This is a genomic window from Rhizobium sp. BK212 (assembly GCF_014197475.1).
GTDB lineage: Bacteria > Pseudomonadota > Alphaproteobacteria > Rhizobiales > Rhizobiaceae > Rhizobium > Rhizobium anhuiense.
Map to the genome: position 1 here is coordinate 287,671 of NZ_JACIFS010000003.1, position 21,549 is coordinate 309,219.

General features: G+C 61.3%; 25 protein-coding genes, 1 tRNA gene and 2 riboswitches. Of the genes, 13 read left to right on the top strand and 13 right to left on the bottom strand.

Features of this window, described 5'->3' with window-relative positions:
- Positions 1 to 7 precede the first annotated feature (7 nt).
- Positions 8 to 1,144 (bottom strand): glycine cleavage system aminomethyltransferase GcvT, encoded by a 1,137-nt coding sequence (gene gcvT, locus FHT79_RS11365; protein WP_097594400.1) that lies wholly within the window; start codon positions 1,142 to 1,144, stop codon positions 8 to 10.
- Between the two features lie 76 nt (positions 1,145 to 1,220).
- Positions 1,221 to 1,302, bottom strand: a riboswitch (glycine riboswitch).
- 3 nt (positions 1,303 to 1,305) lie between these two features.
- Positions 1,306 to 1,394: riboswitch (glycine riboswitch) on the bottom strand.
- Positions 1,395 to 1,552: 158 nt separating this feature from the next.
- Between gcvT and FHT79_RS11370 the strand changes: the two genes are divergently transcribed.
- Positions 1,553 to 1,933 (top strand): hypothetical protein, encoded by a 381-nt coding sequence (locus FHT79_RS11370; protein WP_097594401.1) that lies wholly within the window; start codon positions 1,553 to 1,555, stop codon positions 1,931 to 1,933.
- 72 nt (positions 1,934 to 2,005) lie between these two features.
- Positions 2,006 to 3,031, top strand: coding sequence for a DUF1775 domain-containing protein (locus tag FHT79_RS11375; protein WP_183903366.1), 1,026 nt, complete (start codon positions 2,006 to 2,008; stop codon positions 3,029 to 3,031).
- Between the two features lie 78 nt (positions 3,032 to 3,109).
- Here FHT79_RS11375 and FHT79_RS11380 read toward each other — a convergent pair whose 3' ends face one another.
- Positions 3,110 to 3,376, bottom strand: coding sequence for a hypothetical protein (locus FHT79_RS11380; RefSeq protein WP_063475248.1), 267 nt, complete (start codon positions 3,374 to 3,376; stop codon positions 3,110 to 3,112).
- A 121-nt stretch (positions 3,377 to 3,497) separates the two neighbouring features.
- On the opposite strand from FHT79_RS11380, the gene crcB reads away from it, so the two are divergent.
- The 7 genes from crcB to FHT79_RS11415 all read left to right on the top strand — a co-directional run bounded on the left by crcB (position 3,498) and on the right by FHT79_RS11415 (position 9,044).
- Positions 3,498 to 3,875 carry a fluoride efflux transporter CrcB gene (crcB, locus tag FHT79_RS11385; RefSeq protein WP_168333007.1) on the top strand — a complete coding sequence of 126 codons (378 nt, stop codon included), beginning with the start codon at positions 3,498 to 3,500 and terminating at the stop codon, positions 3,873 to 3,875.
- Between the two features lie 94 nt (positions 3,876 to 3,969).
- Positions 3,970 to 4,962, top strand: coding sequence for an RluA family pseudouridine synthase (locus tag FHT79_RS11390; protein WP_097594405.1), 993 nt, complete (start codon positions 3,970 to 3,972; stop codon positions 4,960 to 4,962).
- Positions 4,959 to 5,612, top strand: a complete 654-nt coding sequence (locus FHT79_RS11395) for an HAD-IA family hydrolase (RefSeq protein WP_168333008.1) — start codon at positions 4,959 to 4,961, stop codon at positions 5,610 to 5,612. The genes FHT79_RS11390 and FHT79_RS11395 overlap by 4 nt, the downstream gene beginning before the upstream one ends.
- Before the next feature lie 9 nt (positions 5,613 to 5,621).
- The gene (locus FHT79_RS11400) at positions 5,622 to 6,407 is read left to right on the top strand and encodes an ATP12 family chaperone protein (protein WP_168333009.1); all 786 of its coding nucleotides are present in this window, start codon (positions 5,622 to 5,624) and stop codon (positions 6,405 to 6,407) included.
- 67 nt (positions 6,408 to 6,474) lie between these two features.
- Complete coding sequence (locus tag FHT79_RS11405) at positions 6,475 to 6,933, top strand: hypothetical protein (RefSeq protein WP_097594408.1); 459 nt, start codon at positions 6,475 to 6,477, stop codon at positions 6,931 to 6,933.
- A 47-nt stretch (positions 6,934 to 6,980) separates the two neighbouring features.
- On the top strand, positions 6,981 to 8,513 hold the full coding sequence (locus tag FHT79_RS11410; RefSeq protein WP_047609916.1) for an acyl-CoA carboxylase subunit beta: 1,533 nt from the start codon (positions 6,981 to 6,983) through the stop codon (positions 8,511 to 8,513).
- 138 nt (positions 8,514 to 8,651) lie between these two features.
- On the top strand, positions 8,652 to 9,044 hold the full coding sequence (locus FHT79_RS11415; RefSeq protein ID WP_047609914.1) for a DoxX family protein: 393 nt from the start codon (positions 8,652 to 8,654) through the stop codon (positions 9,042 to 9,044).
- Positions 9,045 to 9,086: 42 nt separating this feature from the next.
- Here FHT79_RS11415 and sugE read toward each other — a convergent pair whose 3' ends face one another.
- The 8 genes from sugE to FHT79_RS11455 all read right to left on the bottom strand — a co-directional run bounded on the left by sugE (position 9,087) and on the right by FHT79_RS11455 (position 15,792).
- Positions 9,087 to 9,401, bottom strand: a complete 315-nt coding sequence (gene sugE / locus FHT79_RS11420; RefSeq protein WP_047609912.1) for a quaternary ammonium compound efflux SMR transporter SugE — start codon at positions 9,399 to 9,401, stop codon at positions 9,087 to 9,089.
- A gap of 178 nt (positions 9,402 to 9,579) precedes the next feature.
- On the bottom strand, positions 9,580 to 10,047 hold the full coding sequence (locus tag FHT79_RS11425) for a YaiI/YqxD family protein (RefSeq protein ID WP_047609910.1): 468 nt from the start codon (positions 10,045 to 10,047) through the stop codon (positions 9,580 to 9,582).
- Between the two features lie 10 nt (positions 10,048 to 10,057).
- On the bottom strand, positions 10,058 to 10,531 hold the full coding sequence (locus FHT79_RS11430; protein ID WP_097594409.1) for a GNAT family N-acetyltransferase: 474 nt from the start codon (positions 10,529 to 10,531) through the stop codon (positions 10,058 to 10,060).
- Positions 10,531 to 11,658: an S-(hydroxymethyl)glutathione dehydrogenase/class III alcohol dehydrogenase gene (locus FHT79_RS11435; RefSeq protein ID WP_183903367.1), complete on the bottom strand. Its 1,128-nt coding sequence runs from the start codon at positions 11,656 to 11,658 to the stop codon at positions 10,531 to 10,533. The genes FHT79_RS11430 and FHT79_RS11435 overlap by 1 nt, the downstream gene beginning before the upstream one ends.
- Before the next feature lie 114 nt (positions 11,659 to 11,772).
- On the bottom strand, positions 11,773 to 13,782 hold the full coding sequence (locus FHT79_RS11440) for an acetyl/propionyl/methylcrotonyl-CoA carboxylase subunit alpha (RefSeq protein WP_097594437.1): 2,010 nt from the start codon (positions 13,780 to 13,782) through the stop codon (positions 11,773 to 11,775).
- A 75-nt stretch (positions 13,783 to 13,857) separates the two neighbouring features.
- Positions 13,858 to 14,562: a hypothetical protein gene (locus FHT79_RS11445; RefSeq protein ID WP_063473925.1), complete on the bottom strand. Its 705-nt coding sequence runs from the start codon at positions 14,560 to 14,562 to the stop codon at positions 13,858 to 13,860.
- A 97-nt stretch (positions 14,563 to 14,659) separates the two neighbouring features.
- Complete coding sequence (locus FHT79_RS11450; protein WP_179874665.1) at positions 14,660 to 15,610, bottom strand: DMT family transporter; 951 nt, start codon at positions 15,608 to 15,610, stop codon at positions 14,660 to 14,662.
- A gap of 97 nt (positions 15,611 to 15,707) precedes the next feature.
- Positions 15,708 to 15,792: transfer RNA gene (locus FHT79_RS11455), tRNA-Leu, on the bottom strand.
- A 182-nt stretch (positions 15,793 to 15,974) separates the two neighbouring features.
- On the opposite strand from FHT79_RS11455, the gene lipB reads away from it, so the two are divergent.
- Both lipB and FHT79_RS11465 read left to right on the top strand, forming a co-directional pair.
- Positions 15,975 to 16,694 (top strand): lipoyl(octanoyl) transferase LipB, encoded by a 720-nt coding sequence (gene lipB / locus FHT79_RS11460; protein ID WP_047615320.1) that lies wholly within the window; start codon positions 15,975 to 15,977, stop codon positions 16,692 to 16,694.
- A 250-nt stretch (positions 16,695 to 16,944) separates the two neighbouring features.
- Positions 16,945 to 17,589 carry an isoprenylcysteine carboxylmethyltransferase family protein gene (locus FHT79_RS11465; protein WP_047615318.1) on the top strand — a complete coding sequence of 215 codons (645 nt, stop codon included), beginning with the start codon at positions 16,945 to 16,947 and terminating at the stop codon, positions 17,587 to 17,589.
- Between the two features lie 60 nt (positions 17,590 to 17,649).
- On the opposite strand, the gene FHT79_RS11470 is transcribed toward FHT79_RS11465, so the two are convergent.
- The 3 genes from FHT79_RS11470 to FHT79_RS11480 form a co-directional block, all read right to left on the bottom strand.
- Positions 17,650 to 18,015, bottom strand: a complete 366-nt coding sequence (locus FHT79_RS11470; protein ID WP_047615317.1) for a hypothetical protein — start codon at positions 18,013 to 18,015, stop codon at positions 17,650 to 17,652.
- 310 nt (positions 18,016 to 18,325) lie between these two features.
- On the bottom strand, positions 18,326 to 18,835 hold the full coding sequence (locus FHT79_RS11475) for a BON domain-containing protein (RefSeq protein WP_097594439.1): 510 nt from the start codon (positions 18,833 to 18,835) through the stop codon (positions 18,326 to 18,328).
- An 81-nt stretch (positions 18,836 to 18,916) separates the two neighbouring features.
- Positions 18,917 to 19,411 (bottom strand): peptide deformylase, encoded by a 495-nt coding sequence (locus FHT79_RS11480; protein WP_097594440.1) that lies wholly within the window; start codon positions 19,409 to 19,411, stop codon positions 18,917 to 18,919.
- A gap of 254 nt (positions 19,412 to 19,665) precedes the next feature.
- On the opposite strand from FHT79_RS11480, the gene mgtE reads away from it, so the two are divergent.
- A complete protein-coding gene (mgtE, locus tag FHT79_RS11485) occupies positions 19,666 to 21,081 on the top strand; it encodes a magnesium transporter (protein ID WP_047615313.1) in 1,416 nt (471 codons plus the stop codon).
- 63 nt (positions 21,082 to 21,144) lie between these two features.
- Positions 21,145 to 21,537 carry a MerR family DNA-binding transcriptional regulator gene (locus tag FHT79_RS11490; RefSeq protein WP_018242133.1) on the top strand — a complete coding sequence of 131 codons (393 nt, stop codon included), beginning with the start codon at positions 21,145 to 21,147 and terminating at the stop codon, positions 21,535 to 21,537.
- Positions 21,538 to 21,549: the final 12 nt, after the last annotated feature.

Genomic DNA, 21,549 nt, shown 5'->3' on the forward strand with positions numbered 1-21,549 from the left:
AAAAGGTTTAGCGTTTGTAGGTCGGTGTGACGAAGGGCAGGGCGCTGACGGTGATCGGCAGATATTTGCCGCGCACCTCGGCATAGACGAGTGTGCCCGCCGCAGCATGAGAGATCGGCACGTAGCCCATGGCGACGGGGGCTTCGACGCTGGGGCCGAAGCCGCCCGAGGTGACTTCGCCGATTTCTACCTTGCCCTCGGCATCGGCATAGAGCTTGGCATGGCCGCGCACCGGGGCCTTGCCTTCCGGCTTCAGGCCGACGCGGCGGCGCGCGGCGCCGTTTTCAAGTTCGGAAAGGATGCGGCCGGAGCCGGGGAAGCCGCCGGCGCGTGCACCACCGCCGCGCCTTGCCTTCTGCATGGCCCATTCCAGCGCCGCCTCGACCGGTGAGGTGGTCGTGTCGATATCATTGCCGTAGAGGCAGAGGCCGGCTTCCAGGCGCAGCGAATCGCGGGCACCGAGCCCGATTGCCTGGACGTCGGGATGTTCGAGCAACCGCATGGTGACATCCTCGGCCTTGTCTGATGGAATCGAGATTTCAAAGCCGTCCTCGCCGCTATAGCCGGAGCGCGAGACAAGACAGGAAACGTCGTGCAGGCGGCAGTGGCGCACATCCATGAATTTCATCGCCGCGACGTCGGCCCAGAGCTCGGCGAGAACCTCGACGGCACGCGGTCCCTGCAGCGCGATCAGAGCACGATTGAGAAGGGTGATATCGCATTGGTCGCCGATATGGGTCTGCAGATGGGCGAGGTCGGCTTCCTTGCACGACGCGTTGACGACGACGAAAAGATGATCGTCGAGATGGGTGATCATCAGGTCGTCGAGAATGCAGCCGGTGTCGTCGGTGAAGAAGCCATAGCGCTGACGGCCCTCGGCAAGGCCCAGTATGTCAACCGGCACCAGGCTTTCGAGCGCCAGCGCGGCATCTTCGTAGCTGCCCGATTTCGCCTTCACGATCACCTGGCCCATATGGGAGACGTCGAAGAGGCCGGCTTCGGTGCGGGTATGAAGATGTTCCTTCATGACACCTGCAGGATATTGCACCGGCATGTCATAGCCAGCGAACGGCACCATGCGGGCGCCGAGCGAAAGATGCAGGGCATGCAGCGGGGTTTTCTTCAGGGCAGCAGTATCGTCCAAAAGACGCCTCCGGGGTTTGCGCCTTCTCAGGAAGGCGCGGGCTCAAATCTGAAGGCGCGGTTGCGCACTTCTCTCCTGAGCCCCCTCTGTCCTGAGTGCCTGAGATTGTTATCCCTTCGGCGAGCGTTTCGAGAACGCTTCTCTCCAGAGTTCCGTCTGCCCCTTGCTGGTCCTTTTGCCTGAGAGTTTCCGGGGCGGTTGCTCCTTCGGCACCGGTGGCGAAAGCACCGGATTCTCCCAACAAGGTTGGCGCAATTATCCGGCGGGTGCAGCGCTTGGCAAGGGGCAAATGTCGTGACCGGGCAAATTTTTGTCGTCTTATTCCAACCAAGCCCTAATCTGCGGCAAATCTGCTTTTGCATTCGGCGGGGAAACCGGCTATCGCGACATGCTGTTGAAGGGGATCTCATGCGGCAGACCGGACTGAAAGCGACGCTCTTCCTGCGCATGCTTTGCGCATTGAGCTTGGTTTTGCTCGGCCTTGCCCATCAGGCGCCGCAGGCTGCCGCCGCCGAGGGCTACGATGCCGCGGCCTATGTGCTGCCCGACGGCACCTTCGCCTCGCTCTGCGTCACCATAAAGGACGCCGACGGCAAGACCCTTACCTTCAAACCGAATTGTGAAGCTTGCCGGCTGTCGGCCTCGGTCATCCTGCCGACGCCGGATGCGGCCTCCTGGCTCGAGCGCAAGCTCGGCTCGCTGATCAACGCGCCGGTCGAAATCTCTGTCGTTGTCGGCGCAGGCGCCGTCAGCCGGGCGAATTCCCGCGCGCCCCCCATCCTCGCCTGATCTGTTATCGTAACCATGATCAGTAATGCCGGCCCACTTGAGAGAAGTCCGCGGCCGGCGAGGAGATATCCGATGAAAACTTTCAAAAAAATTGGCAAGACATTCGGGCTTGCCGCCATTCTTTCCGCCACCGCTTTTGCCGGCGCCGAGGCGCATGTGACCTTCCTCGACAAGCAGGCAAAGCAGGACAGCACCATTCTCGCCACATTGCAGCTGCCGCACGGCTGCGACGGCAAGGCGACCACGGAAGTGCGGGTCAAGCTGCCGGAAGGTTTCGTCTTCGCCAAGCCGCAGCCGAAGGCCGGCTGGGAGCTCGAGGTGATCAAGGGCGATTATCAGAAGACCTACGACAATCACGGCGACAAGGTGAAATCAGGCGCGATCGAGATCCGCTGGAAGAACGGCAATCTCTCCGACGATTTCTATGACACCTTCGTGATCCAGGGTAAGGTTTCGGGCGTCGAAGCCGGCACCTCGCTCGCCTTTCCGGTGACGCAGATGTGTGGCGATACCGTCGCGGCCTGGGATCAGGTGGCGAAGGAGGGCGACGACGCGCATGGGCTGAAAAGCCCGGCGCCGCTCCTGAAGGTCGTCGCCGGCGAAGGTCACGGCCACGATCATGACGACATGGCCGGCATGGACATGACCGGTAAAACCAGCATGGACATGTCCGGTATTGCGGGCTTGGGTGCTGCGGCGCCCGCCGGCGAAACGGTCAAGGCCGGCGATCTCGAAATCTCCGGCGGCTTCGCCAAGGCGATGCTGCCCGGCCAGCCGGTCGGCGGCGGTTTCTTTACGGTGAAGAACAACGGCCAGACGGATGATCGACTGGTGTCGGTGAGCTCGCCTGCATCAGGCGAGGTTCAGATCCACGAGATGGAGACCAAGGACAATGTCATGCGGATGCGCCAGCTGAAGGACGGCATCGCCATCGCTGCCGGCGAGACGGTCAAGCTCGAGCCCGGCAACCTGCATCTGATGTTCCGGAAGGTGAAGACGCCGTTCAAGCAGGGCGACACGGTGCCGGTGACGCTGACCTTCGAAAAGGCCGGCAAGGTCGATCTGGTGTTGCAGGTATTGTCGGCCCAGGGCAAGTAAGGACCACGATTGTGAAGACAGAAAAGCCCGCGGTTGCGATTGCAGCCGCGGGCTTTTCGTTCGGGGAAGGCGGATGCCTCAGAAATCTTCGTAGGATCGCAGCGCCTGTTTCAGGCCAGCCTGCGGTTGGCGATTGCCTTTGGCCATCAGGTCGAGCGCCACCTCCGTCGACTGGATGATGCTGGAAGGCTCGTCGACCTCGTCGGTGCTATCAGCCTTCAACTGCCGGTCGGCAAGGCGCCGTGCATCGCGCGCCGCCGTGCTCGTCGCGACACGCTGCGGGATGCGCAGCGATTCGAAGGCAACGGCGGCGGTGTTGGCCGATATCGACAGCAACTGGGTCATGCCATCACCGTATCGGCATGATCTTGGCGCCATCATAAGAAAATCATTGGCATTTTACAAAATGGTAAGAATTCATAGGGGTTCGGTTAGAATCACTTTCGCAACGCGGTAAATCCGGCTCATGATCCAGGCTCTTCTCGTCGCCGTCGGCGGCGCCATCGGTTCCCTCCTCAGATATTATGTCGGCCAGTGGGCGCTGAGACTCATGGGGCCAGGCTTTCCCTGGGGCACGCTCACCGTCAATGTCGTCGGCTGCTTCGTCATCGGCGTCTTCGCCGAGCTGATTGCGCGGAAGTTCAACGCCTCGGTGGAACTGCGCCTGCTGCTGATCACCGGCTTCCTTGGCGGCTTCACCACCTTCTCGGCTTTCTCGCTCGATGCCATCTCATTGTTCGAGCGTGGTGAGGCTGTTGCCGGCGGCGTCTACATCGTTGCGAGCGTCGGGCTTTCGATGGCGGCCGTCATCGCGGGCCTTGCCGTCATGCGCGCTTTGGCCTGATTTCTTTTCCGGTTTCCGTTTTGCGTGAAAATGCTCTAAAGGCAGCGGCAAGAACGCCGGCTCGGCCCGCGCAGCAATTTCCGAAAGATTTTTCATGGCTGGCATAGAACATATCAAGGTTGAACCCGACGAAGCCGGCATGCGGCTCGATCGCTGGTTCAAGGTGCACTTTCCGGGGCTCGGCTTCGGTCCGCTGCAGAAGCTGCTGCGCTCCGGCCAGGTGCGCGTCGACGGCGGACGTGTCAAATCGGATGCACGCGTGCAGCCCGGCCAGACGGTGCGCGTGCCGCCGCTCGATGTCGATGCCAAGCTGAAATCCGGACCGATCGCCGGCAAGGATCTCAAGCATTCGACCGATTTCGAACTGCTGTCGCGCATGGTGCTGCATGAGGACGACAAGGTGATCGTGCTCAACAAGCCCTCCGGTCTTGCGGTGCAGGGCGGCTCCGGCGTCGCCAGGCACATCGACCAGATGCTCGAAGCCTGGACCAGCCCGAAAGGCGAGAAGCCGCGGCTCGTTCATCGCCTCGACCGCGACACGTCTGGTGTTCTCGTGATCGCCCGTACGCGCGGCGCCGCGCAGAAGCTGACGGCGGCCTTCCGCGAGCGCGACACCAAGAAGACCTATTGGTCGCTGGTCAAGGGCGTGCCGCGCAAGCATGAGGACAAGATCTCGACCTGGCTGGTCAAGGAGCCGACTGCCGACGGCGACCGCATGCGGATCGCCAAACACGGCGAAGACGGCGCGGATCATGCCGTCTCCTTCTATCGTGTGCTCGAAACCGCCGCCCAGAACCTCGCCTGGCTGGAGATGGAACCCTATACCGGCCGGACCCATCAGCTGCGCGTTCACGCCCTGCATATCGGCCACCCGATCATCGGCGATCCGAAATATTTCGACGACGATCCGAACTGGGATTTTCCTGGCGGCGTTCAGAAGCGTCTGCATCTGCATGCCCGCCACATCGACATTCCGCACCCCTCCGGCGGGCGGCTGCGCGTCAGCGCGCCGCTGCCGCCGCACATGGTCCAGACCTGGAACCTTCTCGGCTTCGATCTCTCCAGTGCCGAAAGGGACGACGAATGAAACTGGCGCTTTTCGATTGTGATGGCACGCTGGTCGATAGCGCCGGTCTGATTCACGAAACCATGCGCCGGACCTTCGATAAGTTCGGCAAACCGGAACCGCGATTTGACGACACCAAGGCGATTATCGGCCTGTCCCTCGATATTGCGATCGCCCGCATGCAGGGCAGGCCGCATGTGGAACAGGAAGACATCGATATGACGGCGCATTACAAATCGCTGTTTTCGATCGTGCGTCAGGATCTTGATTACAAGGAGCCGCTGTTTCCCGGCATTCGCGAGATGATCAACGCGATCAGCGGGCGCGAGGACCTGCTGATCGGCGCGGTGACGGGCAAATCCAGGCGTGGGCTGAAGCTGGTGATGGAGACGCATGGCTTCGACGAGCATTTCATCGTCGCACGGACCGCTGACGATTGCCCCTCCAAGCCGCATCCGGCCATGGTGACGGAATGCTGCGATGAAACCGGCATGAATGCTGCCGACACCATTGTCATCGGCGATGCCGTTTACGATATGCAGATGGCAAAGGCTGCCGGCGCCAAGGCGATCGGTGTTGCCTGGGGCTATGCCAGCGTGGATGAGCTGATCGCCAACGGCGCTGATGCGATCGCCTACCATCCGAACGAGATATTGCGTCATTTTTCCTGAGGTGAGCCCATGCGCGATCTGCTGAACGACCTTTCCGAAGGCCTGAGCCATCCCGATCCCATCCGCCGCGCGCAGATCCAGATGAAGAAGCCGCTGCCGAAGCGTTTCTATACCGACGTCTCCATTGCCGAGCACGAGGGCGGTTTTGCGATCACGCTCGACGGCAAGATGGTGCGCACGCCGGCGCGGCAGGTTCTGGCCGTTCCGACAGAGGTGCTGGCGCGGCTTGTCGCGGCCGAATGGCAGGCGCAGGGCGAGGAAATCAATCCGGTGAGCATGCCAGTGACACGGCTCGTCAACACCGCGCTCGACGGCATTACCGCCAATGCGCAGGCGATTTTCGAGGATATCCTGCGTTTTTCCTCCAGCGACCTGCTCTGCTATCGCGCCGATGGGCCGGAATTGCTGGTCGAACGGCAGGCGGAGCGCTGGGACCCCGTCATCGACTGGGCGGCAAACGATCTCGGCGCTCGCTTCATCCTTGTCGAAGGGGTAATGCCGCAGGAGCAGCCGCGCGAGGCGACTGCCGCCTTCGCCGTCACGCTCGCCAGATATGACAGCGCGATGGCGCTTGCAGCACTCCACACGGTCACCACGCTCACAGGTTCGGCGATCCTGGCGCTCGCCTTCGCCGAGGGCCGGGTGACGATGGAGGAGGCCTGGTCGCTTGCCCATCTCGACGAGGACTGGACGATCGAGCATTGGGGCAGCGACGAGGAAGCTGAGGAGCGGCGGGCCAAGCGCTTTGCCGAGTTCAAGGCGGCGACGGATGTTTTTTTCGCCCTAAGCGCCTGAAACATATTGCCTTCCCAGGGATTATGGCGAAATCTGCGACTCCAACGGGGTGGTGCGGGATTTTGCAATGAATTGGCTGAGGTCGTGTTTTTGCCGGGCCGCATTCGTCTGTATCGCGCTCACGGCCTGCGTCAGTCTCTCGGCCACGAAGCCGGAGACGCCGGTCTATGATGTGCGCAGCGCCGTCGTTCTCTCCGGCCCGAACATGCCGGCCGAGCTGCTTTCCGGCATCAACGACCGCGTCAACGCCGCGATCAACGCCACGGTGCGCGACACGGTGCTGCCGCGGGTGGTGCTGACGATCCGGGTGGTGTCCGTCGAAAAGGGCCTCGGCTTTCAGAAGGACCGCAACGTCGCCAAGATCAGCATCGACGCCGCCTCGGTCGAGGACGGCTCGGTCATCGCCGTCAGCGCCTTCGACGTGACCAGCATCGCTGCCGATCCCAAGCTTGCCGACGAGATCCTGGCCGAGGACGTTGCAGCAAGGATACGCTCGGTTTTCTCGCTCAGCGGCCGCAGCCGCTAGGACAAATCTACCGCCGGATTGCCGCCCGCAGCGGCGAGGGAGATCGCATGAAGGAAATTCTCGAAGAGCTGGAACGGCGCCGCGACATCGCCCGTCTCGGCGGTGGCAAAGCCCGCATCGACGCCCAGCACAAGCGTGGCAAACTGACGGCGCGCGAGCGCATCGACCTTTTCCTCGACGAGGGCTCCTTCGAGGAGTTCGACATGTTCGTCGAACATCGCTCCACCGATTTCGGCATGGACAAGAGCCGTGTTGCCGGCGACGGCGTCGTCACCGGCTGGGGGACGGTCAACGGCCGCACGGTGTTCGTCTTCGCCAAGGACTTCACCGTCTTCGGCGGTTCGCTGTCGGAAGCGCATGCCGAGAAGATCATGAAGGTACAAGACATGGCGCTGAAGAACCGCGCGCCGATCGTCGGCATCTACGATGCGGGCGGCGCCCGTATCCAGGAGGGCGTGGCGGCCCTCGGCGGTTATGCCGAGGTGTTCCAGCGCAATGTGCTGGCTTCCGGCGTCATCCCGCAGATCTCCGTCATCATGGGGCCTTGCGCCGGCGGCGACGTCTATTCGCCTGCGATGACCGATTTCATCTTCATGGTGCGCGATACCTCCTACATGTTCGTCACCGGTCCGGATGTGGTGAAAACCGTGACCAACGAGACAGTGACAGCCGAAGAACTCGGCGGCGCCGTCGTCCATACGGTGCGCTCGTCGATTGCCGACGGCGCCTATGACAATGATGTCGAAACGCTGTTGCAGGTGCGCCGGCTGATCGATTTCCTGCCGCTGTCGAATACCGCGCCGCTGCCGGAGATCGAATGTTACCAGTCGGTGACAGAAATCGACGCCTCTCTCGACACGCTGGTGCCGGCGAGCGCCAACAAGCCTTACGATATCAAGGAACTGATCCGGAAGGTGGCGGACGAGGGGGATTTCTTCGAGATCCAGGCGAGTTTTGCCGGCAACATCGTCTGCGGTTTCGGCCGCGTCGAAGGCTCCACCGTCGGCTTCGTCGCCAACCAGCCGATGGTGCTGGCCGGGGTGCTCGACAGCGACGCCTCGCGCAAGGCGGCCCGTTTCGTGCGCTTTTGCGACTGCTTCAATATTCCGATCGTCACGTTTGTCGACGTGCCGGGCTTCCTGCCGGGCACGGCGCAGGAATATGGCGGCCTCATCAAGCACGGCGCCAAGCTGCTCTTCGCTTACGCCGAGGCAACGGTGCCGAAGCTCACCGTCATCACCCGCAAAGCCTTCGGGGGTGCCTATGACGTGATGGCGTCGAAGCATCTGCGCGGCGACTTGAACTATGCCTGGCCAACGGCGCAGATCGCCGTGATGGGCGCCAAGGGCGCGGTCGAGATCATTTTCCGCAAGGATATCGCCGATCCCGAGAAGATCGCCGCACATACGAAAATGTACGAGGATCGGTTCCTCTCGCCCTTCGTCGCCGCCGAGCGCGGTTATGTCGACGAGGTGATCATGCCGCATTCGACCCGCCGGCGGCTGGCGCGCGGCCTGAAGATGCTGCGCAACAAGGATCTCGCCAATCCGTGGAAGAAACACGACAACATTCCGCTTTAACGTTTCCGCCGAATAAAGCTGCGCGATCGGGTGTTTACCCGCTGTCGAAAATGTGAACGGCCGTCAGTGATCCGTGTGTTCAATCGCTGACGAGGACGGGCTAACGCTCGGCTGTAATTGTTTTAATGGAGAGGTTTAATGTCAAGTTTCGAGCGTCTTTCTGCCTATCGCCCCTACGGGCTGGCCGCTCTCAGAATCATCACCGCACTGCTGTTCATCGAACACGGCACGATGAAGCTTTTCGGCTTCCCGGCTTCGCAGATGTCCGGCTCGCTGCCGCCGCTGATGCTTTTCGCGGCTCTTCTCGAGCTTATCGGCGGTATCCTCATTCTCATTGGCCTGCTGACGCGCCCTGTCGCTTTCCTGCTCGCCGGCGAAATGGCGGTCGCCTATTTCATGGCGCATGCGCCGAGCAGCTTCTTCCCGGCCGTCAACCAGGGCGACGCCGCGATCCTGTTCTGCTTCGTCTTCCTCTACCTGTTCTTCTCCGGTCCCGGCGCTCTTGCCGTCGACAACCGCAAGACAGTCTGAACCATAGCTGAGGGACGTCGCCGACGCCCCTCAGCCTCAATCTCAGGCAGTGAGCTTGAGGCCGGCGATACCGCCGACGATCAGCATGATGCAGGCAAGACGGGAGACACTTGCCTCATCGCCAAGCAGCCAGATGCCAAGCAGTACGGTGCCAACCGTGCCGATGCCGGTCCACACCGCGTAGGCGGTGCCGATCGGCAGGTGCTTTACCGCCAGGCCGAGCAGCACGATGCTGATCACCATGGATATGACGGTCAGCGTCGTCGGCAACGGCCGCGTGAAACCCTCGGTATATTTAAGACCGATCGCCCAGCCACATTCGAAAAGACCGGCGAGAAAAAGCAGAAACCAAGCCATACGACTCTCCTTGTTCAAGAGCGAGGCCGTCCCCGCGACGGTTGCATCCCGAGGGATGCCGCAGTCGTCTGCGATGGGGCGTATATGCGTGAGGAGACGGCTTACTTCAAGGTAGGAATCGGCATGGCTGCCATGCCACCCGTTTCTTGCTGACTTGTTTTGCTGGTTTGGGATGCGATCAGCCTTGGCCGCCAGCTTGCGCGGAAAGGCTCTTGGCGCGGCGGCAGAGGCGGTCGAAGGTTTCGAGGAAGCGTGACCGGTCTTTCGGGCTGAAGGCGGCGTTATAGCCCTTGCTCTCGCCGGTTTCACGCAAATGCGCGCCGAGATCGCGCATGGCGCTTGCCATGCCGATATTGGTTTCGTCGAAGACGCGCCCGGTCGGGCCGCTGACGAAGGCGCCGGTCGCGACACAGCGCACGGCGAGCGGTACATCGGCGGTGACGACGACATCGCCCGCACCGGCGCGTTCGGCGATCCAGTTGTCGGCGGCGTCGAAGGCATTGGAGACGATGACGTTGTGGATCATCGGATCGCGCGAAGGGCGCAGGCCGGAATTGGCGACGAAGGTCACTTCGAGGCCGTGACGTTCGGCCACCTTGAGGATTTCCGGTTTTACCGGGCAGGCATCGGCGTCGACATAGATCATGGCTATATCCTCATGCCGGCTGAATGGCCGGCTGTCTGATCATATCGATATGGGGAATGCCGTCTTCCAGATATTCCTGCGATATCCCGACAAAGCCGAAGGATTCGTAGAAACGGCGTAGATGGGCCTGCGCCGACAAGGCGATCGGATTTGCCGGGTAAAGCCGCTCACAGGCGGTGATCGCTTCGCGCATCAATGCATCGCCCAGCCGCTTGCCGCGATGGGCAGGCGAGACGACGACGCGGCCGATCGTTGATGGATCCCGCGGCTCATACGGTTTCAGGATTCGCGCCGCGCCCAGGAGCTCAGCGTCCTCCAGAAGGCGCAAATGCAGAGCATCGATATCCTTGCCGTCGAGTTCCGGATACGGGCAGTTCTGCTCGACGACAAAAACATCGACGCGCATTCTCATGAGGTCGAAGAGCTCCCGGGCGGGGAGCTCTTCGAGCTTCTTGAGATCGACCCTGTAGTTGGCTGCAGTCATCAGTACACGACCACGCCGCGGATGGACTTGCCCGCATGCATCAGCTCGAAGCCCTTGTTGATGTCTTCGAGCGGCATGGTGTGGGTGATCATCGGATCGATCTGGATCTTGCCCTGCATGTACCAGTCGACGATCTTCGGCACGTCGGTGCGCCCGCGGGCGCCGCCGAAGGCGGTGCCCATCCAGTTGCGGCCGGTGACCAGCTGGAACGGCCGGGTGGAGATCTCCTGGCCGGCGCCGGCCACGCCGATGATGATGGACTTGCCCCAGCCGCGATGGCTGGCTTCCAGCGCCTGGCGCATCACCTTGGTGTTGCCGGTGCAGTCGAAGGTATAGTCGGCGCCGCCGATCAGGTCGCCGTTGCGTTTGGTCAAGTTGACGAGATAGGGCACGATGTCGTCACCGACCTCCTTCGGATTGACGAAGTGGGTCATGCCGAACTTTTCGCCCCATTCCTTGCGATCACTGTTGATATCGACACCGATGATCATGTCGGCGCCGGCAAGCTTCAGGCCCTGCAGCACGTTGAGACCGATGCCGCCGAGACCGAAGACGATCGCCGTCGAGCCGATCTCCACCTTGGCGGTGTTGATGACCGCGCCGATGCCGGTGGTGACGCCGCAGCCGATGTAGCAGATCTTGTCGAAGGGGGCGTCGGGATTGACCTTGGCAAGGGCGATCTCCGGCAACACGGTGAAGTTCGAAAAGGTCGAGCAGCCCATATAGTGGTGGATCTTGTCCTTGCCGATCGAGAAGCGCGAGGTGCCATCCGGCATCAGCCCCTGGCCCTGGGTTGATCGAATCGAGGTGCAGAGATTGGTCTTGCGGGACAGGCAGGAATAGCATTCGCGGCATTCCGGCGTGTAGAGCGGAATGACGTGGTCGCCCTTCTTGACCGAGGTGACGCCCGGACCGACATCGACGACGATGCCGGCGCCCTCATGGCCGAGGATGGCCGGAAACAGGCCTTCCGGATCGGCGCCCGACAAAGTGAAATCATCGGTGTGGCAGATGCCCGTCGCCTTGACCTCGACCAGCACTTCGCCGGCCTTCGGCCCTTCCAGCTGCACGGTCATCACTTCGAGCGGTTTTCCGGCCTGAACGGCAACGGCGGCGCGAACGTCCATCTTCATATCTCCCTGCTGATTTTGTTGCTTCCCAGCTGATTTATTGGGCTCGAGCTTGGCATGGTCGACGAACTCGGCTCAAGCAAAAACACCCGGCCGCCCGGTCTTTCCCTTTCAGGCGAATTCCATGATCACGGCATCGACGGCCAGGCTTTCGCCGGCTGCAGCATTGACCTTGGAGACGACGAGATCGCGGTCGGCGCGCAGCACGTTTTCCATCTTCATCGCCTCGACGATCGCAAGCGTCTCACCGGCCTTGACCTCCTGGCCCTCGGCAACGGCGATGGCGATGACGAGGCCGGGCATCGGGCAGAGCAGGAGCTTGGAGGTATCGGGCGGCAGCTTCACCGGCATCAGCCTGTCGAGTTCGGCATGACGTGGCGAAAACACCTTGGCCCTCACCGAAAGCCCCTGCCAGTCGATGCGCAACCCGTTGAGAACGGGACGGACCTGCGCGATGATGTCGCGACCGCCGACCTTGCCGCTCCACACAGGGTCTCCCGGTCTCCAGTCGGTGACAACACTCCGGCTCTCGCCCTCGATCGCCATGTCCATATCGAAAGGGATGGTGACGAGGCCGTCGAGCAATCTTGCGGCGACGTGGTTGTCGCCGATTTTGACCACCCAGTGCTCGCGCAGCGCGCCCGATGCAGCGCGCAGGCGATCGGCGAAACGTTCGCGGCGGTTCGCCTCGATCAGCGATGCGGAAAGCGCGATGGCGGCAAGCACGGCCTCCTCCTGCGGCTCCGGTTTCATCGGTGCGAAACCATCGGGATATTCCTCGGCGATGAAGCCCGTGGAAAGCCGGCCCTCGCGCCAGCGCGGATGTTTCATCAGCGCCGCCAGGAACGGAACATTATGTTCGATGCCGTCGACGACGAAGCCGTCGAGCGCCCGGGCCATGGCCTCGATCGCCTCGAGCCGCGTCGGCGCCCAGGTGCAGAGCTTGGCGATCATCGGATCGTAATACATCGAGATCTCCGCACCCTCGAAGACGCCGGTATCGTTGCGGATGACGACATTGCCGGTCCTGCCTTCCGCCGGCGGGCGGTAGCGCGTCAGGCGGCCGATCGAGGGCAGGAAATTGCGGTAGGGATCTTCGGCATAGAGCCGGCTCTCGATCGCCCAGCCGTCGAGCCTGACATCTCCTTGAGCAAAGGGAAGGGGCTCGCCCGCTGCGACACGGATCATCTGCTCGACGAGATCGATGCCGGTGACGAGCTCGGTCACCGGGTGCTCGACCTGCAGACGGGTGTTCATTTCCAGGAAATAGAAATTGCGGTCGCGGTCGACGATGAACTCGACGGTGCCGGCGCTCTGGTAGTCGACGGCTTTCGCCAAGGCCACCGATTGTTCACCCATCGCCTTGCGGGTTTTTTCGTCGAGGAAAGGCGAGGGCGCCTCTTCCGCGACCTTCTGGTTGCGCCGTTGGATCGAGCATTCGCGTTCGCCGAGGTAGACGACGTTGCCATGTGCATCGGCCAGGACCTGGATCTCGATATGGCGCGGCTCAACGACGAATTTCTCGATGAAGACACGGTCGTCGCCGAATGAGTTCTTCGCCTCCGAGCGGGCGCGCTCGAAGCCATCGTGCACCTCCGCCTCGTTCCAGGCAATACGCATGCCCTTGCCGCCGCCGCCAGCCGAAGCCTTGATCATGACGGGATAGCCGATCCCGGCTGATATCACTTCCGCATGGGCGGCATCCTCGATGATGCCGAGATGGCCGGGCACGGTGGAGACTCCGGCGGCGTTGGCGAATTTCTTCGATTCGATCTTGTCGCCCATCGCCATGATCGCCTTCGGCTTCGGGCCGATGAAGACGATTCCCTGCTTTTCCAGCTCAGCGCAGAAGGAGGCGCGTTCGGAGAGGAAGCCGTAGCCGGGATGCACCGCCTCGGCGCCAGTCGCCTTGCAGGCAGCGATGATCTTTTCGGCAACCAGATAACTTTCCGACGCGGCGGCCGGGCCGATATGCACGGCCTCGTCGGCCATCTCGACATGCAGCGCGTCCCGATCCGCATCCGAATAGACCGCGACGGTTTGAATGCCCATGCGGCGCGCAGTCTTGATCACGCGGCAGGCGATTTCGCCGCGATTCGCGATCAGGATTTTCTTGAACATCGAGACTCCACCCAGAAATGCATCCCGGAGTTTTACGCACAAAACACCGGAACGCACAATCAGGCTTGCGGAGGGTCAGGCGACGGCTGCTTCCGAGACGGGTTCTTCGTCGACGATGCGCAGCCAGCGGCTGCGCCGCGGCTCGGCATATTCGCGCAGCTTGACGGCGGCCATGATCCCCGCCCAATGCGGATGATTGGCGCCGGCCAGTGTTGCCTGCTCGATCTGCTGGAGCACGCCGTATTCGACCGGCGAGACCGGGATGATGCCGCCTTCGGCGACGCTTCTGAAGATGCGCATCGCGAAATCGACGTCCTGGCGGGTAATGCCCCGGCGGTCGACGGCACGCGACAGCTTGTAGCCACCGATATTGTCGGTGATCGCCAGTCGGAGCTGATCGAGGGCGAGCGCTCTCAATTCACCCGGGACATCGGCCGAGATCTCCATGACATGGAGAATGAGCTCGAGTTCCAGCGCCGAGTTGACGACACCATCGGTCGTGAACATGCGCATGATCCAGGCGACGTTGATTTCATCAAGCGAGCCTTGCGGATAGGTATAATGGACGATGAAACCGGCGAGCTGTTCGACGAAGAAAGCGTTCCACGCGGCACATTTTTCAGGGCAGGAATTATTGAGCGCCAACATCGCCACGACATCGTCGGATGTCCGAATGCCATGCGGAAAAGCATGTTTGCGCAACAGTATAATATCTTCGGCCGTCAGCCGATGCTTGCCGGCCACGACACAGGCCGGAAAAGCGAGACGAAATTCGCTCATGTTTTAACTCCAGGCTTCATCATGAAACCGGAAACTGTTTTATCGTCTGCGAATTGACGATCCCTCAAGAAGCGGAGTTAACCCGATATTCCCGGGGTCAGGAGGATTTTAACGATTGCGCCTGCAACCGCTCGCGCCAGATGATGAAGAGGCCCGATGCAACGATGATAAAGATGCCGATCCATTTGGAAAAGCTCGGGAAATCGTTGAACAGCGCATAGCCGAGAACGGTCGCCGAGATGATCTCGAAGTATTGGAACGGCGCAAGCAGCGACAGCGGCGCGAGCCGGAAAGCCCGGACCACCAGCATATGCGCATATCCGGAGATCGTGCCGAGGGCGAGCAACAGGACAAGGCCGAGACCGGAGGAGGGCAGAGAGACGGTAAAATCGGCATTGCCGGAACTGCTGCCGACGAGAAGGGCGGCGGCCATGAACACCGTTCCGCCGATTCCGGCCATCGTCTGCATGGTCAGCGGCGAATCGGCCTCGCCGATGGCGCGGTTGAGGAAGAGATAGAGCGAGAACAGAAAGGCGCAGGCGACCGGCAGCAGCGCCTTCAGGCCGAAAATCTCGTAGCTTGGCTGAATGACGATCATCGCGCCGCCGAATCCGACGACGATCGCTATCCAGCGCCGCCAGCCGACCTTCTCTCCGAGAAACAGCGCCGACAGGGCGGCCAGCATGAAAGGCTCGACGAAATAGATGGCGAAGACATCGGCAAGCGGCATGTATTTGACGGCGACGAAGAACAGCAGGCTCGCGCCCCCATGCAGCGCACCGCGCAGCAGGTTCATCCACGGCCGCTGGGCCGAAAGCGCCTTGAGCCCGAAAAGGGCGAAAAGAATCGGCAGGGTGCAGGCGATCTGGAAGAAGAATCGATAGAAGGTCACCTGACCCGGCGACATCGCCTCGAAGGTCGCCATGTATTTGGCGATCGCATCCATAGTCGGCAGGATGAGCATGGCGCCGGACATGATGGCCATGCCCTGCAGGGAATTTTGATGGGGCTCTGACATGGCTGCTGATTCTTGCGAGGATGACGCCATCAATCACGGCAAAGCCGGGCGATCAAGCCAGGCAGCCGCAAATAGCTTCGAGGTGATGTCGAAATCGTCGCTTAGAAAGCGTTCCCCTGAAGGGAAATGGTGCGGTCGAGAAGACTCGAACTTCCACGGGTTGCCCCACAGCGACCTCAACGCTGCGCGTCTACCAATTCCGCCACGACCGCATCGTGGTAGGTGCCGATTTGCGTCGGCGGGGCAGCATGTAGCAAAAGCATCTGGGGTGCACAAGGGCGATATGACAGTTTTTTTGAAAACCGCTCACAGCATTTGAATTGGCCCCGAAACGGGTCCATATAGCTGTCCTGCCGCCCCTTTTTTGCAGGCATTTCGGGGAGAGCGGCAAGGAATGGCCATGCTTCGCACCGATCTCGAATTCTCAATGCTTCCCCAACCCGGCACCCGCCCGGTGCGCTGGCGCATCGCCGATGGCCTCGTTGCCTATGAGGAGGCGGTGGCGACGATGGAGCGCGAGGTGGCGGTGATATCAGACGGCGGAGACGAGCTCGTCTGGCTCGTCGAACATCCGCCGCTCTATACTGCCGGCACCAGCGCCAATGCGAGCGATCTCGTCCAGCCGGACCGTTTTCCGGTCTTTGCGACGGGGCGTGGCGGTGAATATACCTATCATGGACCCGGCCAGCGCGTCGCCTATGTCATGCTCGACCTGAAAAGGCGGCGCCAGGACGTGCGCGCCTTCGTCGCCGCCCTTGAGGATGTCGTCATCCGCACGCTCGACATGATGAATGTTCGTGGCGAGAGACGTGAAGATCGCGTCGGCGTCTGGGTGCGTCGGCCGGAAAAGCCATTGCTGGCGGACGGGACGATGGCCGAGGACAAGATCGCCGCCCTCGGCATAAGGCTGCGCAAATGGGTGACCTTCCACGGACTGTCGCTTAACGTCGATCCGGATCTCGATCATTTCGGCGGGATCGTGCCCTGCGGGATATCAGCCTATGGCGTGACCAGTCTCGTCGATCTTGGCTTGCCCGTGATGATGGCCGATGTCGATATCCGGCTGCGCACCGCCTTCGAGTCGGTTTTCGGCGAAACGACGGGCGAGAACTGACTCAGCATGACGGCGACTTGTCCGGGGCAATTTGCATTTTTCCGCGGATCAATGCGTCGCGCGACATGGTAGACGCGCAGTTCTTGAGCGCCCATTTCCCTTCGGACGACGTCCCCTGGCGCATTTTAGGGTCAGGATCAGCAAATCAAATCGCTGCACTGCGAGATGTGGGTGAAGGTCTTAACCTATAATTAGCGGTGTCAAATATATAGGACATCACAACGCTGTGGATGTGGAAGTCTTGCGGACAATGAAAAAAAACTCAGCGGCAAGCTGGTCGATCTTCGATGTGTATTTCGTTCTCGATATTGTCGAGAAGGTCCTCATCGGGTATTTTTTCGTCGCGATCGTCATGCGTGTCCTGCCGCAGATGCAGGATAACCGGGCGATCATCGATTTCCTGCTGATCGTTTCGGAGGGCGCTGCGGCCTTCCTGATCCTGACACGCCGACCGACGAGAAATGCGTCGCTGCGCCTTTTTGACTGGACGGTCACCGCCATCGGCACGCTCTTCCCGCTGCTCGTCTCACCCTCCGCGACCACGCCTCTCGCGCCGCTCGCACTCTGCGGGACGGTGATGGCACTCGGTTTCATCCTGCAGATATCGGCAAAGCTGACATTGCGGCGAAGCTTTGGCTTGGTGCCGGCCAATCGTGGCGTCAAGATCGGTGGACCCTACAAGATTATCCGCCATCCGATGTATGCGGGCTATCTGATGACGCATATCGGCTTCTTCCTGGCCCATCCGAGCTTTTGGAATTTTGCCATCTATGCGACCGCCCTTGCCGCGCAGTGTTTCCGCCTTCTGGCGGAAGAGCGCCTGCTCAAACAGGATCCTGCTTACGAGGCCTTCATGGGCAGAACCCGTTACCGGCTCGTTCCATTCCTATTCTGAAACGACAGACAAATAGATCGAAAAAGAAAGGGCCGATTTCCGGCCCTTTCTTTTATCGGATCAATGCGTTGCCCGGCATGCTTCGGTGCGGGATGCGCCGCTGTCGGCACCCTTGGTGTGGGAGCCCTTGGGGCCAATCATGCTGTGGCACGGAGGCAGGGGGGCGATGCTCGCCGTTGCGGTTTTGTCGACGGCAGGGGTCGCCATGGCGCTCGGGGCGAAACCGTCGCTGTCATTGGTGTAGTCGCTGGAATAGGCCGGGGCCTTGCGGCTGCTGTAATGGACCGGGGCCGGCTTCGACACCGGGCTCGGTGCAAAACCGTCGCTGTCATTGGTGTAGTCGTCGGAATAGGTCGGCTGGGCGAAGGCAGCGCCTGCAAGGCTGACGGCGAACAGGGACGCGGCAAGGGCAAATTTGATGCGCATGGGTCTATCTCCTCAATCTGCTGTTGAATTCCACAACATAAACTAACCCTCGGCACGCACGAGTTCGCGCCCCAATTCAGGCAATTTTGTGAAAAGATGGCGACGTAGCCGCGACCTTTTGTCCAAATGAAATCACAGTGTTGTCAACGAAATTGACGTTCTCGTTACGCAAGCCGCCTAAGCAAAATAACAAAATACGGCACTCACAAAAATGGATCGGCCTGCAATCTTAAATTGTTAACTTTTGGTAATGTAGGCGGAGGGGTGGGGAGGCCTTGGCGCCTCCCGCTTATGATCGGTATGTTGGGTGTCAGTCCTCGTTCGGAATATGCGCGTCGACGCCGGTCAGCTGCAGTTTATTGCGGACATGATGGACGCCATCGACCGAAAGCGCGGCGAGTTCGACCTTGCGGGCGATGCCGATCGTCTCTACCGAGCCTTCCAGGGTGACGACGTGGCCGTCGGCGTGAACCTCGATGCTGTCGATGTCGACTTCAGGAATGTTTTCGAGATTGTCGTTGACCCGCGCTTCGAGGTCGTCGCTTTCATCGCGGTCGATGGTATCGGCGCGCAGCGAATCCTTCAGGCGATTCTCGTTACCGTCCTCGTCCGTGCCATCGACCCGGAAGCCCTTGTTGGGATCGCTGTCAAAATTGGCTGCGGTCTCGCCATAGGGGCGGTTGGCGGGGTCGGCGCCGGTGCCGTCGGCATAGGGCCAGCCGGCGTCGAGATTGCGTTCCTCGAGGTCGCGATAATCTTCTTCGCGGGAAAGCTCAGGCTTTTCCCGGGAGAACTGGGTCTTGTCACCGATCCTTTCCATTGCAGTCGCTCCATGTTTTTTGCCGGGTTCCTTTGCTGGAAACGCCGGCATCAGCGAATGGTTCGGTGTGGAGGGGATTTGTCAGGCCGACGTTTTTTCCCATTTCTTCACGAGACGCTCGCGTTTCAGCCGCGAGAGGCGCTGCAGCCAGAAAATGCCGTCGAGCTGGTCGACCTCGTGCTGGATGCAGATGGCGAGGAAATCTTCGGCGGCGTCCTCGTGCATGGCGCCTTCTGCATCCTGATAGCGGAATCGGATCGCTCGCGGGCGCGTGACCTCGTCGGTCGCGCCGGGCATGGAGACGCTGCCTTCGGCATGGCTCATCGTCTCCTTCGAAAACCAGGTGATCTCCGGATTGACATAGAGACGTACGCCGTCGGCCCTGTCGAGCTCCAGCACGGTCACGCGGCTGAAGACGCCGATATGGGCGGCGGTGATGCCGACGCCGGGCGCGGCCCGCATGGTCGCCAGCAGGTCGTCGGCAAGTGCCGTGAGTGAGGAATCGAAGGCCGTCACCGGCGCGCAGGCTGTCTTCAGACCCGGATGCGGATAACGCAGAATCGGACGGATGGGCATGGGGCTGGCTTCCTCTTGGACGGGCTCTGCTTGGACGGGTGAGGAAACTATCGCCGGCCGCAGGCATTGTCATCACGAAGCACGGTTTGCCGCTTTACGACGCGGATGCTTTGGGCTAGCAGGGGCCAAGAATTCCGGCTGCGGGAGCCTCGCGCGGGATTCGCTTATCCGCTTGTTGACAATGTGTTTTCGGCCGACATTTGCGAATGCGGCACGGCAGTCGTTGAAATTCAAACCAGGTGCGAGGGCGGCAGATGACGACCACCGACGGGGAAGACCGCATTCGCAGGCGTCCTGACGGCGAGGAAGCCGATATCTACGACGAGGACGGCAATGTCCGCAGCGATTTCCTGGCGCTCGTCGGCGCCGCAATCGCCGACCGCGACACGCTGTTCCTGCGCCAGAACGTTGCCCGCCTACATGAATCCGAGATAGGCGACCTGCTGGAAGCCATCCAGCCGGATCAGCGCCTGGCGCTGGTGCGCCTGCTCGGCGACGATTTCGACATGACGGCGCTGACCGAGGTTGACGAGGTGATCCGCCGCGAGATCGTCGACCAGATGCCGAACGAGCAGATCGCCGCTGCGATCGGCGAGCTCGATTCGGACGATGCCGTCTACATTCTCGAAGATCTCGACAAGGAAGACCGGGAAGAAATCCTTGCCCAGCTGCCGTTCACCGAGCGGGTGCGGTTGCGCCGGGCGCTCGACTATCCCGAAAGCTCGGCCGGGCGCCGCATGCAGACGGAATTCGTCGCGGTGCCGCCGTTCTGGACGGTGGGACAGACGATCGATTACATGCGCGACGAGGAGGATCTGCCCTATTCCTTCTCGCAGATCTTCGTCATCGATCCGACCTTCAAGCTGCTCGGCGCCGTCGATCTCGATCAGATCCTGCGCACCAAGCGGCAGACGAAGATCGAGCAGATCATGCGCGAGACCAACCATCCGGTCCCTGCCGAGATGGACCAGGAGGAGGCTGCTCAGCTTTTCGAGCAGTACGACCTTCTCTCGGCCGCCGTGGTCGACGAGAACGGCCGACTGGTCGGCGTGCTGACCATCGATGACGTCGTCGACGTCATCCACGAGGAGGCCGACGAGGACATCAAGCGCCTCGGCGGCGTCGGCGACGAAGAGCTATCCGACAATGTGCTCTCGACGGCACGTTCGCGCTTCCTGTGGCTTTTAATCAACCTCGGTACGGCGATGCTTTCGGCAAGCGTCATCGGTCTGTTCGACGCCTCGATCGAGAAGATGATCGCGCTCGCCGTGCTGATGCCGATCGTCGCCTCGATGGGCGGCAATGCCGGCACGCAGACGATGACGGTGACGGTGCGCGCGCTCGCCACTCGCGATCTCGACATCTACAATGCCGGCCGCATCATCCGCAGAGAGGCGGGCGTCGGCATCCTGAACGGAATCGTCTTCGCAACGATCATGGGCGCGATCGCAGGCACCTGGTTCCACGACTACCAGCTTGGCGGCGTGATTGCGGCGGCGATGATCATCAATCTGATAGCGGCAGCCCTTGCCGGCATCCTGCTGCCCCTGCTGCTCGACAAGGTGGGGGCCGACCCGGCGATCGCCTCTTCCGTCTTCGTCACGACGGTGACGGACTGTACCGGCTTTTTCGCCTTTCTCGGTATCGCCACCTGGTGGTTCGGTATCTGAACCGCCAAAAATTGACTATTACGTAAAAGTCAATATTATCGTCTGTCCGACGACGGGGAACACATGCCGGTGAACAAGTTTTATAGCATAACGGAACTGACGCGCGAATTCGGGGTCTCGACGCGCACGCTCCGCTTCTACGAGGACGAGGGACTGATCCATCCGGAGCGGCGTGGGCGCACCCGCCTGTTCCGGCAAGCCGACCGGCGGCTCATCGCAGAAATTCTCCGCGGCCGGCGCATCGGTTTCACCATCGCCGAAATCCGCGAGATCATCCAGGTTTACAAGGAGCCGCCGGGCGAACTCGGCCAGCTGAAGCTCCTGATGAAGCGCGTCGATGAGAAGCGTGACGACCTGCGCCAGAAGCGCAAGGATATCGACGACACGCTGGCGGAACTCGACGCTATCGAAGAGACCTGCCTCGGCCGCCTGGCCGAAATCGGCGTCACCACCTGATCACGCGCGGTA

What these genes read in the sequence shown, in the direction of transcription:
- FHT79_RS11445 (WP_063473925.1), bottom strand. Translation starts at nt 14,562, where the DNA reads ATGAGCGAATTTCGTCTCGCTTTTCCGGCCTGTGTCGTGGCCGGCAAG.
- FHT79_RS11405 (WP_097594408.1), top strand. Translation starts at nt 6,475, where the DNA reads ATGAATTGGCTGAGGTCGTGTTTTTGCCGGGCCGCATTCGTCTGTATC.
- mgtE (WP_047615313.1), top strand. Translation starts at nt 19,666, where the DNA reads ATGACGACCACCGACGGGGAAGACCGCATTCGCAGGCGTCCTGACGGC.
- FHT79_RS11380 (WP_063475248.1), bottom strand. Translation starts at nt 3,376, where the DNA reads ATGACCCAGTTGCTGTCGATATCGGCCAACACCGCCGCCGTTGCCTTC.
- FHT79_RS11415 (WP_047609914.1), top strand. Translation starts at nt 8,652, where the DNA reads ATGTCAAGTTTCGAGCGTCTTTCTGCCTATCGCCCCTACGGGCTGGCC.
- FHT79_RS11465 (WP_047615318.1), top strand. Translation starts at nt 16,945, where the DNA reads ATGAAAAAAAACTCAGCGGCAAGCTGGTCGATCTTCGATGTGTATTTC.
- sugE (WP_047609912.1), bottom strand. Translation starts at nt 9,401, where the DNA reads ATGGCTTGGTTTCTGCTTTTTCTCGCCGGTCTTTTCGAATGTGGCTGG.
- FHT79_RS11430 (WP_097594409.1), bottom strand. Translation starts at nt 10,531, where the DNA reads ATGACTGCAGCCAACTACAGGGTCGATCTCAAGAAGCTCGAAGAGCTC.
- FHT79_RS11440 (WP_097594437.1), bottom strand. Translation starts at nt 13,782, where the DNA reads ATGTTCAAGAAAATCCTGATCGCGAATCGCGGCGAAATCGCCTGCCGC.
- FHT79_RS11470 (WP_047615317.1), bottom strand. Translation starts at nt 18,015, where the DNA reads ATGCGCATCAAATTTGCCCTTGCCGCGTCCCTGTTCGCCGTCAGCCTT.
- FHT79_RS11435 (WP_183903367.1), bottom strand. Translation starts at nt 11,658, where the DNA reads ATGGACGTTCGCGCCGCCGTTGCCGTTCAGGCCGGAAAACCGCTCGAA.
- FHT79_RS11425 (WP_047609910.1), bottom strand. Translation starts at nt 10,047, where the DNA reads ATGATCTATGTCGACGCCGATGCCTGCCCGGTAAAACCGGAAATCCTC.
- lipB (WP_047615320.1), top strand. Translation starts at nt 15,975, where the DNA reads ATGGCCATGCTTCGCACCGATCTCGAATTCTCAATGCTTCCCCAACCC.
- FHT79_RS11395 (WP_168333008.1), top strand. Translation starts at nt 4,959, where the DNA reads ATGAAACTGGCGCTTTTCGATTGTGATGGCACGCTGGTCGATAGCGCC.
- FHT79_RS11480 (WP_097594440.1), bottom strand. Translation starts at nt 19,411, where the DNA reads ATGCCCATCCGTCCGATTCTGCGTTATCCGCATCCGGGTCTGAAGACA.
- FHT79_RS11410 (WP_047609916.1), top strand. Translation starts at nt 6,981, where the DNA reads ATGAAGGAAATTCTCGAAGAGCTGGAACGGCGCCGCGACATCGCCCGT.
- FHT79_RS11370 (WP_097594401.1), top strand. Translation starts at nt 1,553, where the DNA reads ATGCGGCAGACCGGACTGAAAGCGACGCTCTTCCTGCGCATGCTTTGC.
- crcB (WP_168333007.1), top strand. Translation starts at nt 3,498, where the DNA reads ATGATCCAGGCTCTTCTCGTCGCCGTCGGCGGCGCCATCGGTTCCCTC.
- FHT79_RS11390 (WP_097594405.1), top strand. Translation starts at nt 3,970, where the DNA reads ATGGCTGGCATAGAACATATCAAGGTTGAACCCGACGAAGCCGGCATG.
- FHT79_RS11490 (WP_018242133.1), top strand. Translation starts at nt 21,145, where the DNA reads ATGCCGGTGAACAAGTTTTATAGCATAACGGAACTGACGCGCGAATTC.
- FHT79_RS11450 (WP_179874665.1), bottom strand. Translation starts at nt 15,610, where the DNA reads ATGGCGTCATCCTCGCAAGAATCAGCAGCCATGTCAGAGCCCCATCAA.
- FHT79_RS11475 (WP_097594439.1), bottom strand. Translation starts at nt 18,835, where the DNA reads ATGGAAAGGATCGGTGACAAGACCCAGTTCTCCCGGGAAAAGCCTGAG.
- FHT79_RS11400 (WP_168333009.1), top strand. Translation starts at nt 5,622, where the DNA reads ATGCGCGATCTGCTGAACGACCTTTCCGAAGGCCTGAGCCATCCCGAT.
- FHT79_RS11375 (WP_183903366.1), top strand. Translation starts at nt 2,006, where the DNA reads ATGAAAACTTTCAAAAAAATTGGCAAGACATTCGGGCTTGCCGCCATT.